A 17,627-nucleotide genomic window follows, 5' to 3' on the forward strand; every position below is an offset into this window, starting at 1 on the left:
CCGGTGACCACAGGGTTAGTCCGGCCCGGTCCGGATCGCGTTGACAGTCCTCGCGCGGTGTCCATAGCGTCCATTCCGGACCGAATCGTGGCGAGACACTTCCCCGGCCGTGTCGTTCCGCCGGCTCTCGGATCCGCCTTCCTCTCCCCGAAAGTTCAGGAGACACAGAGTGTCAGCACACCAGCATCTGTCGCGCCGCCGCATGCTCGGCCTGGCGGCCCTGGGCGCCGCGGCGCTCGCCGGCCAGAGCACGATCACCGCCGCCCCCCGTGCGGCCGCCGCCGGCACCGGCGGCGACGGCGGGACGTTCGTCCCCGCCGTCGTGGTCGGCACCGGCTACGGCGCGGCCGTCTCCGCACTGCGCCTCGGCGAGGCGGGGATCCCCACGCTGATGCTGGAAATGGGCCAACTGTGGAACCAGCCCGGCCCGGACGGCAACATCTTCTGCGGGATGCTCAGCCCCGACAAGCGCTCCAGCTGGTTCAAGAACCGCACCGAGGCCCCGCTCGGCAGCTTCCTCTGGCTCGATGTGATCAACAAGAACATCGACCCCTACGCGGGCGTCCTGGACCGCGTGAACTTCGACCAGATGTCCGTCTACGTGGGACGCGGCGTCGGCGGCGGCTCCCTCGTCAACGGCGGCATGGCCGTGACGCCGAAGCGCTCGTACTTCGAGGAGGTCCTGCCGCAGGTCGACGCGGCGGAGATGTACGACCGCTACTTCCCGCGCGCCAACACCGCGCTCGGGGTCAACCACATCGACCACGGCTGGTTCGAGGACAGCGAGTGGTACAAGTTCGCCCGCGTCTCCCGGGAACAGGCCGGCAAGGCCGGTCTGGGCACCGTCTTCGTCCCCAACGTCTACGACTGGGACTACATGCGGCGCGAGGCTGCCGGTGAGGTGCCGAAGTCCGCGCTGGCCACCGAGGTCATCTACGGCAACAACCACGGGAAGCGGAGCCTCGACAAGACCTACCTGGCGGCCGCCCTCGGCACCGGCAAGGTCACCATCGAGACGATGCACCAGGTCAAGAGCATCCGCCAGCAGAAGGGCGGCGGCTATGTCCTGACAGTGGAGCAGAAAGACGTGAACGGCCGCCTGCTGGCCACCAAGGAGATCGGCTGCCGCCATCTCTTCCTCGGCGCCGGCAGCCTCGGCACCACGGAACTGCTGCTCCGCGCACGGGAGACCGGCGCCCTCCCCGACCTCAGCTCCGCGGTCGGCGCCGGCTGGGGCCCCAACGGCAACATCATGACCGCCCGGGCCAACCACATGTGGAACCCCACCGGTGCCCACCAGTCGTCGATCCCCGCCATGGGCATCGACGACTGGGACAACCGCGACGCCCCCGTCTTCGCGGAGATCGCCCCCATGCCCGCCGGCCTGGAGACCTGGGTCAGCCTCTACCTGGCCATCACCAAGAACCCCGAGCGCGGCACCTTCGTCTACGACGCCGCCCGCGACGCGATGAACCTCCGCTGGACCCGCGACCAGAACACCCCCGCGGTCAACGCCGCCAAGTCGCTGTTCGACCGCATCAACAAGGCGTGCACGACCATCTACCGGTACGACCTCTTCGGCGGCAAGGCCAAGAACTTCGCCGACGACTTCTGCTACCACCCGCTCGGCGGCTGCGTCCTGGGCAAGGCGACCGACAACTACGGCCGCGTGTCGGGCTACAAGAACCTCTATGTGACGGACGGTTCGCTCATCCCCGGCAGCATCGGCGTCAACCCCTTCGTGACCATCACCGCGCTGGCGGAGCGGAACATCGAGCGCGTCATCAAGCAGGACGTCACCACGTCCTGAACCGCGGTCCGCGGTCCGCGGGCGGCTGTCGCGGACGGGGACCCCGGCCTGGTACCGGCCGATCAGCGGTGGATCACCCCCGCGCCTGCGGGACGGACAGAAGTGGAGTTCGCCGATGCGCCCGCGCTCGTGTGCCCTGCTCACCCTCGTTCTCCTCCTGGCCGTGGCCACCGCCTGCGTTCAGCCGACGGCTGCCGCCCCGCCCCGGCGGACGGCCTCCCTGCACCACGACTGTGACTGCGCCGGCAACGGCTACGACGACGTGCTCGATCTACGGGGCGTTCCGACGGTTGCCCTTCCCGGAGACGAGAAGGGCAACAACCCGATCAACGTCTTCGCCGACCGGGGGGCCTGGCATGCCTACGCCCTGCCGGCGGCGGACGCTCCGGGCGGCTACGGCGGATTCACCGGGCCCCTCTACATCGCGCAGGAGTACCCCTGGTGGTTGAGCACCTCCTTCAGCCGCATCCGGCTGAGCGAGGGCGGCCGCGCGCTCGACCTCGCCGGCGGCGGCCCGCCGCGCTTCACTTCCCGGCCCGGGTCCCTGGTCCAGGCCTACGACCTCGGCGGCGGCCTTCGGCTCACCCTTGAGCTCCGGTACGCCACGCACCGCACCGCGCTGGTAGGGGCCGTGGTGCGCAACACCGGCCGCATCCCGCGCACCCTCGGCGCCGACTGGACCGGAAGTCTGCTGCGGCCTGACAGGGCACCCATGAGGCAGGCGCCCTCGCTGGCTGTCGCGCCCCGGGGCGTCGCCGTCGACTTCGCCAAGGTGCGTGCGGCGGACGACTTCCTCACCGACGGCACCGAACGGTTCGAGGTCCGGCACCGGGACCCGGTGCGTACGACCGTGTCGGGGGAGGGGGACTCCTACCGTACGGAACTGGCCGCGCCCTTCACCCTCGCGCCCGGCGCGGCACGCTCCCTGGACTGGACCGAGAGCTACACCTTCACGGAGGCCGAGCGCACCGCGGAGGCCGGTGAGGTACGGCGGGTGCTCGCCGACCCGGCGCGGACCGTCCGGGCGGCCGACGCCCGCTGGCGAGGGTACGTCGACGGCGTGACCGCCGGGGTGCCGGCCGGTCGGCGGCGGCTCGCCGTCAAGGCGCTGGAGACGCTGGTGACCAACTGGCGCAGCGCCGCCGGGAGTCTCGCGCACGACGGGATCACGCCATCCCTCTCGTACAAGTGGTTCGCGGGCGGTTTCTGGGCCTGGGACACCTGGAAGCAGGCGGTCGGCACGGCACGCTTCGACACGTGGCTCGCCGAGGCGCAGATCCGCTCGGTGCTCGACCACCAGATACGTCCCGGCTCCACGACCCGCCCGCAGGACGCGGGGATGATCCCGGACGCCGTCTTCTACAACGACCCGCGGCGGGGCGGGACCAACTGGAACGAGCGGAACAGCAAGCCGCCGCTGGGCGCCTGGTCGGTGTGGCAGGTCTACGAGAGGAGCGGGAACAAGGACTTCCTGCGGGAGGTGTACCCGAAGCTGGCCGCGTACCAGGAGTGGTGGTACCGCAACCGGGACCATGACCACAACGGGCTCGCGGAGTACGGCGCGACCGTGGACCCCGCCAACGGCTCGCCCGGGGAGCGGCGGCTGGCCGCGGCCTGGGAGAGCGGCATGGACGACGCACCCCGGTTCGACGCAGCGTCGGGCACCTCGGTCGTGCCGAACCGGGACGGCTCGGGGCAGGTGATCGGCTACTCGCTGACCCAGGAGTCCGTGGACCTCAACGCCTATCTCGCCGTCGACCAGGAACACCTGGCCCGGATCGCCGCGGAGCTGGGGAAGCGGGCGGCCGCCGACGGCTGGCGGGCCAGGGCGGCCGCCACCGGCAGGGCCGTGCGGGAGCGGATGTACGACCCGGCGACCGGCTGGTTCCACGACACCGCGCTCGGCTCCGGCACCCGGCTGACGGACCGGGGCAGGGGCATCGAGGGCGTGATCCCGCTGTGGAGCGGCGTCGCGACCCGGGCACAGGCCGCCGCTGTACGCGAACGGCTGCTGGATCCGTCCGAGTTCGCCACCGCGATGCCCCTGCCGACGGTCTCCAGGAGCTCGCCGTACTTCGCCGCGCGGCAGTACTGGCGCGGCCCCGTCTGGCTCGACCAGGCGTACTTCGCGATCGCCGGGATGCGCCGCTACGGATTCGGCCGCGACGCGGACACACTGACCGCGAGGCTGACCGGGAGAGCGGCCGGTCTGGCCGGCGACGGACCGATCATGGAGAACTACGACCCGCTGAGCGGAGCCGCCCTCAACTCGCCCAATTTCAGCTGGTCAGCGGCGCTGCTGCTGCCGCTGATCGCGGGGCGACAGCCGGGACGGGACCGGCAGGGCGCGGAGGCCGACGGGGGTTCGGAACACCGAACCCCCGCCTTGGAGGCTGCACGAATGCTGCCGTGAGAGGCCGCCCACCATCCGGCGGAACAGGACTCAGACCAGTTCGGGTTGCCGTTCCGGTTGCCGCGCCGGTGTGGCCTTCGGCTCCCACAGGTTGGTGGTCCGTACGTAGCCGTAGATCACTGAGGCCAGCGCCAGAATGAGGAGCGGTCCGAACAGCCACGGGTGTTCGGCCATTTCCACTGGCAGGTAGCGGTAGGAGACCAGGAGCGCGGCGAAGACCGTTGTGCCGTAGGCGACCAGCTGGATTCCCGGCCGGTCCCAGCCGCGGTCGAGCGAGCGCAGTCCCGCCTCGATCGTGAGTGTGAACACCACGCCGGCAACGAGATCCGCGCCGTAGTGGTAGCCGAAGCCCAGCGTCGCGCTGAGCGTGGCGATCAGCCAGAACGCTCCCGCGTATCGCACGATCCGGTGGCCCTTGCGGGTATGGATGAAGATCGCGGTGGCCCACGCCGTGTGCAGGCTGGGCATGCAGTTGCGAGGGGTGATCCCGTCGTACGGCACCGGGTGCGGGGTGGAGATCGACGGCAGCGTGTGCGGCCACAGGTCGGCCACCGCCCACTGCACGCCGCCGGTGCCGGAGGTGCCCGGGCCGTAGGCGAAGATCGGCCCGACCACGGGGAAGATCATGTAGATGGCCGGTCCGAGGAGGCCGATCACCAGGAAGGTGCGCACCAGGTGGTGGCGCGGGAAGCGGCGCTCGGCCGCCACGTTGCGCAGCTGGTACAGCGCGACGACGATCGCGGCCACCGCGAGCTGGGCGTAGACCAGGTCGAGTAGATGGGTGCCGACCGGGGCGGTGGCCTTGAGTATCCGGCCTGCCAGCCACGACGGGTTGCCCAGTGCGTGATCGGCGGTTGCCACGTACTGGTCGAGCACCATGGGGCGGGTCTTCGCCGTGATGAGCAGCCAGGTGTCGCCGGTCTTGCGGCCGGTCACCAGCAGCAGGCCCAGCCCGACGCCCTTCAGCAGCAGGGCACGTTCCCGGCCGGTGCGGCGGGTGACGGCGATGACCGCACAGCCCAGCATCACCCACAACGCGCCGTTGCCGAAGAACTGGCCGTCGGGCACCTCGGCACCGACCGCCCACCGCACCAGCACGAAGACGACGTCGATGCCGATCGCGGCACCGGCCGCGATGAACCGTTGCCGCCAGGTGAGCACCACCATCATCAACGCCAGACCGCCGTACAGCGGCCCCGGTTTGGGGGCGGAAATCACCCCTTCCGCCAGGGTGGCCATCGGCCCCGGTACGCCGCCGTAGCGACGCGCGGCGATCTCCAGCGCGACGAGGAACCCGAGGGCCACTACGCCCGCCGTGGCCCACAGGATCACCCGTGGTCGACGCCACGGGGCGAACGTAATTCTGGCGTTTATTCGCGAAAGCACCCGCCATACTATAGGTGGCAATTGATTAGCGCCTATTTGTTGAATTTTTGGGTAAAAAATCCCCTTTGTGTCGGATTCGCCGGTTATGTTCGGCGGTGTCGGCGGTGGCCGGTCAGGCTTCGGCGGAGGCGATCCTGCCGAGGAGGGCGGCCGGCTCGGCAGGTGCGGACAGGAAGGGGGAGTGGCCGGTGTCGAGGCGTTCGACGCGTGTGGCGCGCGTGGACATCCTCTCCTGCGGCGCGGGCGGGAGCGCCTGGTCGCGCTCGCAGAGGACGTAGGTGGAGGGTACGGTCCGCCAGGCCGCGTGGGTCAGCGGCTGCCGGAAGGACCGCAGGCTCTGATCGACGAGTCGGCCGACGGCGTGCTCGGCCTGGTCGTCTGGCAGGTCGCCGTACAGCGCCGTGCGGGGGTCGGGGAAGACGACGGGGGCGATGCCGTGGAGGGCCTCGTCCTTTGGTCCGGAGGTGTCATGGCCGTGGATGCCCATGGCGGACTCGCCCTCCGCCGGCATATAGGCCGCGAGGTAGACGAGGCGGACGACGTCCGCGTGGCCGATCGCCGCCTGGGTGGCGGGGAACCCGCCGTAGGAATGGGCGACGACGATCACAGGGCCTTCCATCCGCCGCAGGTGTGCGGATATCTCCTCGGCGTCGTCGTACATCCCGGCCGTGGGCGTGCGCTGCGGGCCCGAGCTGGGCAGGTCGACCGTGCGGGACTGCCGGCCGTCGGCGGCGAGGGCGTCCCGCAGGGCGCTCCAGCACGTGGGCCGGTGCCAGGCACCGTGGACGAGGAGGAAGGACGGGCGGACCGGGGCGTTGGGCATGACGGTGCTCCTTGCGATCTGACGAATAGTCAAGTCGACGGTCTTCCGGCTGCTCCGCACGATAGTTCGTCGCGGGCGCGCTGTTCGTGTCGGGACTGGTTCTCCGGGCTTCGCCCGTCGGTCCGATGAAGACGTGCCCGCCACAGGAGTCACAGACGGCACCGGATATAACACGTGTATGAAGCATGCGACTTTACGGTGCCGCTCGGCGGCCCTGGCGCTCTCCGTGGCAGCGTTCCTGATCCCGGCCGTCGCCGATGCGGCGGCCGCCGGCCCGCGGCCCGGCCCGTCCTCCGCGGCCGCGGACCGTGCCGTGGTGGCCGGACTGCAGCGGTACGCCCATCCGTTGCGCAGCGCGGAGCCCGGCGGGTCCGGGGCTGACCTGGCCGCGTTCGCCTCGATGACCCGGGGTGCGACGGTCGTCGGCCTCGGCGAGGCCTCGCACGGCTCGAAGGAACTGTTCACCGTGAAGGACCGACTGTTCAGGCACTTGGTCGAACGGGAGGGGTTCTCCGCCCTCGCCACCGAGATGAGCTGGTCCGCGGCGGCCCGGCTGGACACCTACGTCCGCACCGGCGAGGGCGATCCGCGGCAGATCATGCGCGAGGAGCTCCAGGACGGGTACTCCCTGCTCGACACCGAGGAACTCCTGCGGATGTTCCGCTGGATCAGGGAGCACAACCGCACCAGCGCGCACAAGGTCCGGATCGTGGGCATGGACGTCTCCGACGCCGGCCCGGAGCAGTACGAGCGCATCCTCGCCCGGGCGGGCACCGACGAACCCGCCCTGGTGCCCGAACTGCGCCGTCATTACACGGCGCTTCGCGCCCTGCCCGGCGGGGTCGCCACGCGCATGGCCGCGTACAACGCGCTGCCGCTCGCCGAACGGAAGGTCATCGCGGAGGACGCCGAGGCCGCCTACCAGCTGCTGGCCCGGGCCGGCAAGCAGGACCCCTGGGTGCTCCAGGAAGCCTGGATCATCTCCCGGATGGCCGAGTCGTACACCTTCGACACGGACGACCCGGCCCAGCTCGCCGCCGCCGGCCGTCAACGCGACCGGACGATGGCGGAGATCGCCGTGTGGTGGCAGCACCGAACCGGCGGCCGCGTCGTCGTATCGGCCCACGACGGCCACATCTCCTACGAGACGGTGATGCCCGCGTACTACCCCGTCACGACGGGCGCGGTCCTGCGCGAACTCATCGGCAGCGAGTACCTGGCCGTCGGCACGTCTCTCTACGAAGGCGACTACCGCGCCCGGACGTCGGCGAGTGCCGCGGGGACCTTCTCCGTCGGACCCGCCGCAGCGGGCAGCAACGAGTACACCCTCGACAAGGTCCGCCACCGCGACTTCTACGTCGACCTGCGTGCGGCGGGCCGCGATCCGGTTGTGCGGAACTGGCTGAACACGGCACGTCCGACGTTCGTCATCCCCGGACGGTACCCGAACCGGCCCACACCGCCGCTGGCGCTGGGCCACGCCTTCGACGCCGTGGTCCACCTGCACAAGGTGCACGCGTCCGTCCCGGTGCCGGCCCCGGTCACGGCGCGCTAGCGGGAGGCCGGACAGGACTCCCTCAGCCCCCGGAACAGCTCCTCGGCCTGTGCCAGGTGCGCGTCGGCGCCCGCGTCCTCGCGCACCGCCCGCAGGGCCCTGCCGAGCGCCTGGTGGCTACGCGCTATCAGCAGCGGTTCCTGGGCCAGCCGGGCGCCGGCCAGGGCGTCCCGCGCGGTGTCGACGGCGGCCTCGGTGTCCCCGGTCGCCAGGAGCGCCTCGGCGAGCCGGAACAGACACTCCGTTTCGTTGCGGGAATGGCAGCTGAACCGGGCGCGCTCCAGCACCCGGCGGTACAGCCGGGCCGCCGCCGCGTGGCTGCCGCCGCGCAGCAGGCTGTCCGCCTCCGTCATCATCACCCTGATGAGCCACTTCTCGTCCTCGCTGCGGGTGAAGACCCCCGTCAGCTCCCGGCACTGCGCCGCGATCCGGGCCAGGTCCATCCGCCGGTCCGGATCCTCGACCTCGATCTGGAGCAGGATGGTGCGCCGCCGCGCGACCAGCTCCCGGTCGCCGCCGGCCGCCGCCAGGGCCACCGACCGCTCCGCGTAGTCGCGGGCCGCCGCGAAGTTCCCGAACTGGAGCTCCACTTGGGCGAGCATCGCCAGGGTGAACAGCACCAGCAGGAAGGGCCGCGGTCCGCCGCCCGGCGCGGGGGTTTCTCCGATGATCTCCAGGACCTGCAACAGGTGGGTCCGCGAGCGGTGGAGGGACTCGGGAGAGGAGTGCTTCTTGAGGATCACACCCGCCCCGTAGTAGGCGGTGCCCGCGATGTCCCGGCCGCACAGTGCCAGGGCGGCCGGGACCAGGGCGGTCGCGGCCTTCATGAGCGGTCCCAGCGGCACGATCTCCTCGAAGCACGGCACGAGCGTGACGATGTCCACGGCCAGTGCCACCGCGTCGGGGTCGCCACTGGCCGCCGCCTGCTCGACGACCGCGGCCACCGTGGGCAGCGCGTCCCGCATCCACACCATGGCATCGAGCCCGGTGCCCACATCCGCGCCGGCCGACCGCCGCGGGTGGATGTCCGCGGTCAGCGGCCCGGCCAGCGGCTGAGAGGCCCGGACCGCGGCCACGACGCTGGCACACATGTAGTCGGCGGCGTTGCGCACCACCGTGCGGCGTTCCCGCTCGGTCAGTTCCGCCTGCGCCTTCGCCCGTGCGTACGCGCCGACCAGGTCGTGGAAGTGGTAGCGGCCCGGTGCGCGGGTCTCCAGGAGCACGGCGTCGACCAGCGTCTCCAGCACCGTCTCGGCGTCCGCTTCCGGCAGTTCGAGAACGGCGGCCGCGCCCTTGACGTCGAACTCCGCGCAGTGCGGGATGGACAGCGCCATGAACGCATGGGCTTGACGAGAAGTCAGCTGGGATGCCGACAGTTCGAAGACCGCCTCCACCGTCAGCTCTCCCACGCGGAGCTCTCCGAGCAGCCGTGCCTGGTCCGACACGCGTGCCAGCAGTGTGGCGACCGTCCACGCGGGCCGGGCCGCCAGGCGGGCCCCGGCCGCGCGCAGCGCCAGCGGCAGGTACCCGCAGGCCGCCGCCAGCGCCGCGACGGCATCCGGCTCCTCCGCCGGCCGCCGGGCCCCCGCGACCTTGCCGATCAGCTCCACGGCGTCGTCGGGACCCAGACCCACCAGGGGCACGGTGAGGGTGGCGGGCATCGCCGCCAGGGCCCGGGCCGTGATCAGCGCGGCACACCGGGCCGCGCCCGGCAGCAACGGTTCGACCTGCGCCACGCTGGTGGCGTTGTCCAGCACGACCAGCACGGCGCGCTGCGACAGCAGCGTGCGGAACAGCGCCGTGCGGTCGGCGAGTGACCCGGGGAAGCGCTCGTGCGGAACGCCCAGTGCCGTCAGGAAGCCCGCCAGGATCCCGGCCGGGTCGCACGGAGCCCCGTCGGGCCCGCGCAGATTCGCGTACAGCTGTCCGTCGGGATACATCCCGGCGACGGCGTGCGCCGTGCGCAGAGCCAGTGCGGTCTTGCCGACCCCGCCCATCCCCGTGATGACCGCGACGGCGTGCTCGGCACCGCGGGTGAGCGCGGAGACCAGCGCGGATATCTGCTCCTGACGGCCGGTGAAGTCGCAGGGCGCGGGCGGAAGCTGAGCGGGCTCCCGCGGGCCCTGGACGCCCGGCCGCACCCGGTCGGCCCGCGACGGCGTCCCGGTGTCCACCGCGCGAGGGGCCGCGAGCAGCGCCCGGTCCTCCGCCAGGATGGCGGCGTGCAGCTCCCGGAGGGCGGGACCCGCGTCGATGCCCAGCTCGTCCGCGAGCACCCGACGGGCGTTTTCGTAGGCCAGCAGCGCCTCGGCGCCGCGCCCGGAGCGGTAGAGCGCCAGCATCAGCGCGCCGTGCAGCCGCTCCCGGTACGGGTACGCCTCCAGGGCGCGCAGGATGTCCGGCACCAGCTCCGCGTTGCGCCCGCACTCCAGCAGCAGCTCCAGGCGGTGCTCCACCGCGGACGCGCGCTGCTCGGTCAGCGCGCGACGCTGGTCCTCGGCACCGGGCCCGGGCAGCCCCGCCAGAGCGGGGCCGCGCCACATCCCGAGCGCCTCCTCCAGAGCGGCCACGGCGGCCAGGGGGTCGCCGTCCCGGGCCCGCTGCCTGGCCCGTGCGGTGAGCAGGCCGAACCGCAGCGCGTCGACGCACTCCTCGGCGAGCCGCAGCACATACCCGTCGGCCGTGGTCGCGATGACCGACTCCGGGCGCTCGCCGCGCTCCGCGTCCACCCGGTCGAAGTGGGTCCGCAGCCGGTGCACGTAGTTCACGACCACGCGCCGGGCGGAGGACGGCGGATCGTGGTACAGCCCGTCGATCAGCTCGTCGATGGTCACCAGGCTTCCCGCGCGCAGCGCCAGGGCCGCCAGTACGGCCTGCGGCCCCGGTGCTCCGGGGCGGATGGCCGTCCCGTGAACCGAGACGAACTGGACAGGGCCGAGCAGACGGATACGAGTCATCTCGTGCAGCGCGGGCAATTGCGGCTTCTCCCCTGTCCCGACGGATTGTTGATGATCATAGGGCGCTTCCGGCTCCGGGGGGAGCGCTGCCGCCGCCCATCGGACCGGCGGGACCACGAAGGACATTCCCGTACGGGATGTGTAACGTTCGCCGTGCGTGACGGCCGTTGACGGGGGTGTGAGGAGGGGGAAGTGAGCGGGATAGTGATCTATCTGCCGCAGGCGGGCGGCGACGCCGGCGGGGAGCCGTACGGTGACGCGGTGACGCTGCGGCTCGGTCCGGGGGAGGCGGCACGCTTCGGGCGAGGATCCGCGACGACACCGGTCGAACTCCGGCTCGCCGACGCGGCGATCTCCCGGCTGGCGGGGGAGATCCGGGTCACCGACGACCATTGGCAGCTCACCAACCACAGCGCGACCCAGAGCTATCTGGTGGAGAACCCGGAGGGCGCGGGGGAGTATCTGAGGGTGCCGCCACGACGGGCCGGAGCACCCATCCCCTTCGAGTTCTCCCGGGTGGTGCTGCCCACCCGAGGCAGCGCCACGGTCGCCTTCCAGGTGTTCGCGCCCGACCACGTCTACCTCGACCCGGACGGCGTGGGCGGTCAGTGGGGGAGCCGCACGGTCACCGCGTACTCCCTGGACGAGACGGCCACGTACTTCCTCGTCCTCGTCGCGCTCTGCGAACCGCGGCTGCGTGACGAGTCGCCGGTCGCGGTGCCGACCACCCCCCAGATCGTCGAACGGCTCAGGGGCCACGCCGCCGGAGGCCGGCTGACGGCCCGGGCCGTCAGCTCACACATCGACTACCTCGCCGAGGAGAAGATGCGGATCGGCGATCCGGCCGGGTGCGAACCCCGCAGGGAAGCCCGCCGCAACGGCAAGCGGGAGGCGATCGTCGGACTCGCGCTGCGGTTCGGGCTCGTACGGGAGGAACACCTCGCGCTGCTGCCGCCCAGGGCCGGAGTGGGCGCACAGGACCGGGAGACGGCGGGATGAGCCGCGGACCCACGGGTAGCGCCGGCTTACACCGGCACGGCCGAAGGACCGGAGGAGGGGACGGTGCAGGGTCCCGGCGAAATCTCGGGAAGTGACCCCGTGGAACCGATCCCGCGCGGCTACCGCGTCGGCGGCTGGGAGGTCACCGAGCCGATCGCGGCCGGCGGCTGGGCAACGGTCCATGCCGGACGGCCGGTTGGCGAAGGCCCGGGCGGGGACGACGTCGCGCTCAAGTTCCTGCTGACCGAGGGGCTCGCCCCGCGTCAGGCCCGCATGGTCGCGGAAACCGCCCGGCGCGAGGTGGAATTCGGCCGGCGGACCCGCCACCCGAGGCTGATCCGCCTGCTGGACTCCGTCGTGCTCGGCGAACCGGACCACCCGCTCCTGGACGGCGCGATCGTCCTGGTCATGGAGCGGGCCGAGCGCAGCCTGCGGAACCGTCTCGACGCCGGAGTGACCGGGGCCGAAGGCGCCCGGCTGATCACCGAGGTCTGCGAGGGCCTGGCGTTCCTGCACCGCGCCGGCTGGGTGCACGGCGACCTCAAGCCGGACAACGTCCTGCTCATGGCGGACGGTTCGGTCAGGCTCTCGGACTTCGGGCTCGCCACGGAACTGACGGGCACCCACGGATACGCGCCCCCGATGGGCACCTTCGACTACCTCCCGCCCGAGCGCTGGAAGGCCCCGCTCGGCGAGCAAGGCGTGCGGGTCCGCCCGAGCGCCGACATCTGGGCCCTGGGCATCATGATCCACGAGGTGTTCGCCTCCGGCGCCTCGCCGTTCCCCGGTGCCACTCCCATGTCGCGCGCCGCCGCGACACAGGAGTACGCCGACGGACGCGCACCGCTGCGCATGGACAACGCGGTACCGCCGTTCTGGCGCGCGCTGGCCGCCGACTGCCTGGCCCCGACCCACGCCGCGCGGGCCGCGCACACCGCGGAGAGCCTGCTGGCGCGCATCGCCGCCGCCCGGCAGGACACGGAACCGGAGCCTGTCGAGGAGGCGGGCGGGACCACGCGGCCGACGGCAGGGCGGCGCGGAAGGATCCGCGCCGCCCTCCTGGCCGCCGCGGTGTGCGGGGCGGTCGCGGCGGGCTGGTCGTACGCCGTGCGCGACGGCGGACCCGCCGCGCCCGCCGGATCCCGCGAGCCCGCCACGGCATCGGCCGGCACGGTCGCCGATGCCGCGGGCCGGATCCGGGTGTTCAACACCGAGCAGCGCTGCGCCGGCCGTACGGACCGGAACCCGGAGTGCAGCCTCGGCCTGGCGATCGACCCTCTGCGGCCCTACACCATCGACAACGTCGTACCGACACGCGTGTGGCACGGCGACGTCCTCGCCGTCGACTGCCGGCTCCCCCATGGGGTGCCCATCATCGACGAGGTGGGCGTGGGGTCCGAGGAGTGGTTCCGCGTCCGTCTCCCGCTCGGCTCCGCACGGTCCACCGCGTGGCTGCCCGCCGTGCGTACGAAGGACCGCCCCGAGATCCCGCAGTGCCCGCGCCCCACACCCGTACGGTGAGCGAGCCTCCTGGCCGCTGACCCCACCGCCGTGCCGACGCAGTGCGGCGACAGGGCGGGCTGCGGCACGGGTCCGAGCACACTGCGCGAGGCGCACGCCTCTCCCTCGACTCGGCGGCGGATGCCGGGATTCACGGCACGAGAAGTTCTACCGGGGATCGCCGGGCGCTGTCACTCCGGATCGTTCCGGATGCCGTGCCGCGGCTCCCCGCGGCTACCTTGCGGGCCGTCGGTCCCGGACCGTGCCATCGGGATCGTCGTCCGGTCCGCCGCGGCCACAACTGATGAGCTACTGCTCACTTGTCGACCAGGAGGTCATTTTGAGCGAGCACCGTCCCACCCGCAGAGGCGTCTTGAAGGCTGTCGGCGGATTGTCCGCGGCGATGGCTCTGGGCGGCGGGGGCGTCCTTGCGTCGGCGACGTCGGCCAGTGCGGCAGGCGACGGCTTCGGGCTGCGCATCGTGGACCGCGGTGAGGCCGACCCCCGCATGTGGTGGTACCGGTTCCAGACCGCCGAGATCGGCTGGCAGCCCGCCGTCAACGTCCTGCTCCCCGACGACTACCACACCAGCGGGCGCACCTACCCCGTCCTGTACCTGTTCCACGGCGGCGGGGGCGATTTCATCGAATTCGACCGCCTGCCCGAGGGCGGCATCCGCGCGTGGACCGCCGGGAAGCCCATGATCGTCGTGATGCCCGACGGCGGGCACACGGGCTGGTACTCCAACCCGGTCAGCTCCAACGTGGGCCCCAGGAACTGGGAGTCCTTCCACATCAACCAGTTGATCCCGTGGGTCGACGCGAACTTCCGGACGTTCGCCGAGTACGACGGGCGCGCCGTCTCGGGGTTCTCGATGGGCGGTTTCGGCGCGATGAAGTACGCCGCCAAGTACTGGGGCCACTTCGCCTCGGTCAGCGCCCATTCCGGCCCGACCAGCTTGCGCGGCAGCGGCGGCGCGGTCGTCCACTGGGCCAACGCGACCTCTGCCCTGGACCTCGGCGGCGGCACGGTCTACGGCGTGCCGTGGGACCAGAACAGGGTCAGGGACGACAACCCGTGCGAGCGCGTCGAGAGTTACCGGAACAAGCGGGTCTTCATGGTCGCCGGTACCAGTCCCCAGGGCATCTGGAACTGGGTCAACGAGACCCATGTGCTCAGCGGCCAGCGGGAGTTCCGCGGTCTCCTCGACCGGGCCGGCATTCCGTACGAGGCGTATGAGGAAAGCGGCGGCCACTGGGTCCGCCCGGACCGCTTCCGGCAGGACCTGGACGGCATCATCGGCCGCCTCCGCAAGGCGTAGCACCGGCTGTGCGCGAGGCGCGGGGACCCGGCATCCCCGCGCCTCGCGCGTCTCCCGCGCCTGCCGGTACGTCCGGAGAGGCCCGGCGGTGTCAAGGTTGGGTCAAGTAGTTGCGTCGATGCGCAAGTACAGGGCAGACTGCTAGACGTTTGAAGAAGACACCTCGTTCGGTGAGGCGTCTGTACGGACACAGGCCACTGACCCCACGACGTCGAGAGACGCCCAGGTTCAGGACAGATCTCCCCGGCCTAAGGGGTGATCCCAAGTGGCTTCCCCGCAAAGGGGATTACGCCGTGCAGTGCCAAAGCTCTGACGAGTAGGGGTGAGCCGGCCGCAGGGGTCGGTCCGCTCGTTGCCGAGTTGTACGGCGCCCACGCGCGCCCCGGCCGGGAGGAGGCGGGAGAGATGGACCACAGTCACAGTAGTCCGGGTCGTCATCGGCCCCGTCCCCGTCCGTCCTCGCTTCTGCCCGGCATGCGGTAACCACCTTCTCTGCGCGCACTCGCGTGATCGCTCCGACACCCGTGCGGCCTGATGCCGCCCCGGGCCGTCGGGCTGCGCGCTCGCAGGGGGGATTGCTGCCGCGTGCCCCACCACCTCCCCCTGCCGGGGGGGCCGGGAGGTCCACCATGACCGACACCGCACTCATCGATTCCACTGCTCCCAAGCCTGCTCCCGAGCCGCGCACCGCGGTGCTGGACGACGCCCACGTAGGCGACATCCGCGGCGCGCTCGGCACCATCAAGCAGGGCGACAACGCCCCGCGCCGTGGCATACCCGCCAAGCTGAAGACCCTCCTGGCCATCATCGGCCCTGGCCTGATCGTGATGGTCGGCGACAACGACGCCGGCGCCTTCGCCACCTACGGCCAGGCCGGGCAGAACTACGGCACCCGCCTGCTGTGGACCCTGCTCCTGCTCGTCCCCGTGCTGTACGTCAACCAGGAGATGGTGCTGCGCCTCGGCGCCGTGACCGGTGTCGGGCACGCGCGGCTGATCCTGGAGCGGTTCGGGAAGTTCTGGGGCGCGTTCTCGGTCATCGACCTGTTCCTGCTCAACGCCCTGACCATCGTCACCGAGTTCATCGGCGTCACCCTCGCGGTCGGCTACCTCGGACTGCCGAAGACGGCGAGCGTGCTCGTCGCGGCGGCCGTGGTGATCGTCGCCGCCTCTACCGGGTCGTTCCGCCGCTTCGAGCGCACCGCGGTCTTCCTCTGCCTGGGCTCGCTGCTGCTCGTACCGATCTACTTCATCATCCACCCGAGCGCCGGCACGATGGCGCACGACCTCGTCGTCCCCGGTATGCCGCACGGCTCGCAGCTCTCCGACGTGATGCTGCTGATCATCGCGATCGTCGGCACGACCGTCGCCCCGTGGCAGCTGTTCTTCCAGCAGTCCTACGTCATCGACAAGCGCATCACCCCGCGCTTCATGCGCTACGAGAAGGCCGACCTGTGGCTCGGCATCGTCATCGTGATCGTCGGCGCGGCGGCGATGATGGGCTTCGCCGCCGCCGCGTTCACCGGCACCGGCGACTACGGCAACTTCGACGACGCCGCGGGGATCGCCCACGGCCTGGAGGCGAGCGCGGGCAAGGTCGCGGGAGTCCTGTTCGCCGTCGCGCTGCTCGACGCCTCGATCATCGGCGCCTCCGCCGTCTCGCTGTCCACGGCATACGCCCTGGGCGACGTCCTCGGCCTCAAGCACTCCCTGCACCGGGGCGTGGCGGGCGCCAAGGCGTTCTACGCGATCTTCGCCGGAGTCGTCCTGGCCGCCGCGGTCATCGTCGTGATCCCCGGCTCACCGCTCGGCCTGCTCACCGAGGGCGTCCAGACCCTGGCCGGCGTGCTGCTGCCCTCGGCCTCGGTCTTCCTCCTGCTGCTGTGCAACGACCGTACGGTGCTGGGTCCGTGGGTCAACGGCCGGGCCATGAACGCCTTCACCTCGGTCGTCGTCGCGGTCCTCGTCACCCTCTCCGTCATCCTGACGGCGGCCGTCCTCTTCCCCGGCATCACCACCGCCGCGATCCTCGACATCATGGCCGTCTGCGGCGTCGCGGGCATACTCGCCGTCGGCTACGCGGAACTCCGCCGCCGGCGCAAGGGCTGGGCCCTGGCCGGGCCCGTCGACCGCACGGGCAGGCACGACTGGCGGATGCCGCCGCTGGACCAGCTGCCCAAGCCCGTCATCTCCACCGGCCGCAAGGTCGGCCTGACCGCCCTGCGCACCTACCTGTTCGTCGCGATGATCCTGGTGATCGTCCGCATCGTGCAGCTCGCGCTCGGCCACTGACCGTTCCCCCTGCGGTGGCGGCGGGCCGCACCACCCGCCGCCACCGCGACCGGACCCACCACCGACTCCTCTCCGGGAGAAGGGAGGGCACCGTGCGCCTCCTTCCACACCTCACCAAGCTCACCGCACCGGCCCGGCGGCACCTGCACGCCTCCGGCCAAGGCCGATCGCACACGGTCGAGCACGTCTGTCCGCGTGTGCACCTGTCCCTGTCCGGCGGGGCCGGGCGGGACTACCTGCTCGACGACCCGGGCACCTGCCCCCGGCCCGGCACCGCGCACGCCGTCTACGACCCGCGCGTGCACCTGGCCTACATCCTCGCCCGGCAGGGTCACGACGCCCAGTGGCTCGCCCGCTTCACCGGACTGCCGCTGCCCGCCGCGCACCGCATCGTCGAAGCCGCGACCCTGGCCCGCGCCTGACGGCCGGACCCGTAGCAGCCGCATCCTTCCACCCTTCCCCGGTCGCGCCTGCCCGCCCGCAGACGCGCTGCCCCACGGAAGTGACCCCCGCTGTCCGTCCTCACCGCTGTCCACACCCGCCGCGCGCCCACCCGCAGCCGTGGCGCCGGC

Annotated in this window: 11 protein-coding genes and 1 riboswitch; of the genes, 8 read left to right on the forward strand and 3 right to left on the reverse strand. The window is 71.8% G+C overall.

Annotated features, from left to right (window positions below; translation table 11 throughout):
• Nucleotides 1-202 precede the first annotated feature (202 nt).
• Nucleotides 203-1,810: a GMC oxidoreductase gene (locus DXZ73_RS36065; RefSeq protein WP_116216103.1), complete on the forward strand. Its 1,608-nt coding sequence runs from the start codon at nucleotides 203-205 to the stop codon at nucleotides 1,808-1,810.
• Between the two features lie 115 nt (nucleotides 1,811-1,925).
• Nucleotides 1,926-4,223 (forward strand): MGH1-like glycoside hydrolase domain-containing protein, encoded by a 2,298-nt coding sequence (locus DXZ73_RS36070; protein WP_116215122.1) that lies wholly within the window; start codon nucleotides 1,926-1,928, stop codon nucleotides 4,221-4,223.
• Nucleotides 4,224-4,253: 30 nt separating this feature from the next.
• Here DXZ73_RS36070 and DXZ73_RS36075 read toward each other — a convergent pair whose 3' ends face one another.
• Both DXZ73_RS36075 and DXZ73_RS36080 read right to left on the reverse strand, forming a co-directional pair.
• Nucleotides 4,254-5,609, reverse strand: a complete 1,356-nt coding sequence (locus DXZ73_RS36075) for a phosphatase PAP2 family protein (protein WP_116215123.1) — start codon at nucleotides 5,607-5,609, stop codon at nucleotides 4,254-4,256.
• A gap of 112 nt (nucleotides 5,610-5,721) precedes the next feature.
• Entirely contained in the window at nucleotides 5,722-6,432 is a 711-nt protein-coding gene (locus DXZ73_RS36080; RefSeq protein WP_116215124.1) for an alpha/beta hydrolase, read from the reverse strand.
• Nucleotides 6,433-6,610: 178 nt separating this feature from the next.
• On the opposite strand from DXZ73_RS36080, the gene DXZ73_RS36085 reads away from it, so the two are divergent.
• Nucleotides 6,611-7,987 carry an erythromycin esterase family protein gene (locus tag DXZ73_RS36085; protein ID WP_116215125.1) on the forward strand — a complete coding sequence of 459 codons (1,377 nt, stop codon included), beginning with the start codon at nucleotides 6,611-6,613 and terminating at the stop codon, nucleotides 7,985-7,987.
• Here DXZ73_RS36085 and DXZ73_RS36090 read toward each other — a convergent pair.
• Nucleotides 7,984-10,944 (reverse strand): AfsR/SARP family transcriptional regulator, encoded by a 2,961-nt coding sequence (locus DXZ73_RS36090; protein ID WP_116216104.1) that lies wholly within the window; start codon nucleotides 10,942-10,944, stop codon nucleotides 7,984-7,986. The two genes, DXZ73_RS36085 and DXZ73_RS36090, sit on opposite strands and share 4 nt — an antisense overlap.
• Before the next feature lie 192 nt (nucleotides 10,945-11,136).
• Here DXZ73_RS36090 and DXZ73_RS36095 point away from each other — a divergent pair, with 192 nt between their 5' ends.
• From DXZ73_RS36095 to DXZ73_RS36115, 5 genes are all read left to right on the forward strand, one after another.
• Nucleotides 11,137-11,943 (forward strand): serine/threonine protein kinase, encoded by an 807-nt coding sequence (locus tag DXZ73_RS36095; protein ID WP_205519300.1) that lies wholly within the window; start codon nucleotides 11,137-11,139, stop codon nucleotides 11,941-11,943.
• Between the two features lie 108 nt (nucleotides 11,944-12,051).
• The gene (locus tag DXZ73_RS36100) at nucleotides 12,052-13,464 is read left to right on the forward strand and encodes a serine/threonine-protein kinase (protein WP_425315941.1); all 1,413 of its coding nucleotides are present in this window, start codon (nucleotides 12,052-12,054) and stop codon (nucleotides 13,462-13,464) included.
• 319 nt (nucleotides 13,465-13,783) lie between these two features.
• Nucleotides 13,784-14,764, forward strand: a complete 981-nt coding sequence (locus DXZ73_RS36105; protein WP_275898608.1) for an alpha/beta hydrolase — start codon at nucleotides 13,784-13,786, stop codon at nucleotides 14,762-14,764.
• 155 nt (nucleotides 14,765-14,919) lie between these two features.
• A riboswitch (M-box (ykoK) riboswitch) is annotated at nucleotides 14,920-15,093 on the forward strand.
• Nucleotides 15,094-15,393: 300 nt separating this feature from the next.
• Nucleotides 15,394-17,055: an Nramp family divalent metal transporter gene (locus DXZ73_RS36110; RefSeq protein ID WP_116215126.1), complete on the forward strand. Its 1,662-nt coding sequence runs from the start codon at nucleotides 15,394-15,396 to the stop codon at nucleotides 17,053-17,055.
• A gap of 92 nt (nucleotides 17,056-17,147) precedes the next feature.
• Nucleotides 17,148-17,477: a hypothetical protein gene (locus tag DXZ73_RS36115; RefSeq protein WP_240351647.1), complete on the forward strand. Its 330-nt coding sequence runs from the start codon at nucleotides 17,148-17,150 to the stop codon at nucleotides 17,475-17,477.
• Nucleotides 17,478-17,627: the final 150 nt, after the last annotated feature.

Origin of the sequence: Streptoverticillium olivoreticuli subsp. olivoreticuli, assembly GCF_003391135.1 — a bacterium.
GTDB lineage: Bacteria > Actinomycetota > Actinomycetes > Streptomycetales > Streptomycetaceae > Streptomyces > Streptomyces blastmyceticus.

Excerpts from the sequence above, each read along its gene's own strand:
- DXZ73_RS36065 (WP_116216103.1), top strand. The coding sequence starts at position 203 with ATGCTCGGCCTGGCGGCCCTGGGCGCCGCGGCGCTCGCCGGCCAGAGC.
- DXZ73_RS36070 (WP_116215122.1), top strand. The coding sequence starts at position 1,926 with ATGCGCCCGCGCTCGTGTGCCCTGCTCACCCTCGTTCTCCTCCTGGCC.
- DXZ73_RS36080 (WP_116215124.1), bottom strand. The coding sequence starts at position 6,432 with ATGCCCAACGCCCCGGTCCGCCCGTCCTTCCTCCTCGTCCACGGTGCC.
- DXZ73_RS36085 (WP_116215125.1), top strand. The coding sequence starts at position 6,611 with ATGAAGCATGCGACTTTACGGTGCCGCTCGGCGGCCCTGGCGCTCTCC.
- DXZ73_RS36090 (WP_116216104.1), bottom strand. The coding sequence starts at position 10,944 with ATGACTCGTATCCGTCTGCTCGGCCCTGTCCAGTTCGTCTCGGTTCAC.
- DXZ73_RS36110 (WP_116215126.1), top strand. The coding sequence starts at position 15,394 with ATGACCGACACCGCACTCATCGATTCCACTGCTCCCAAGCCTGCTCCC.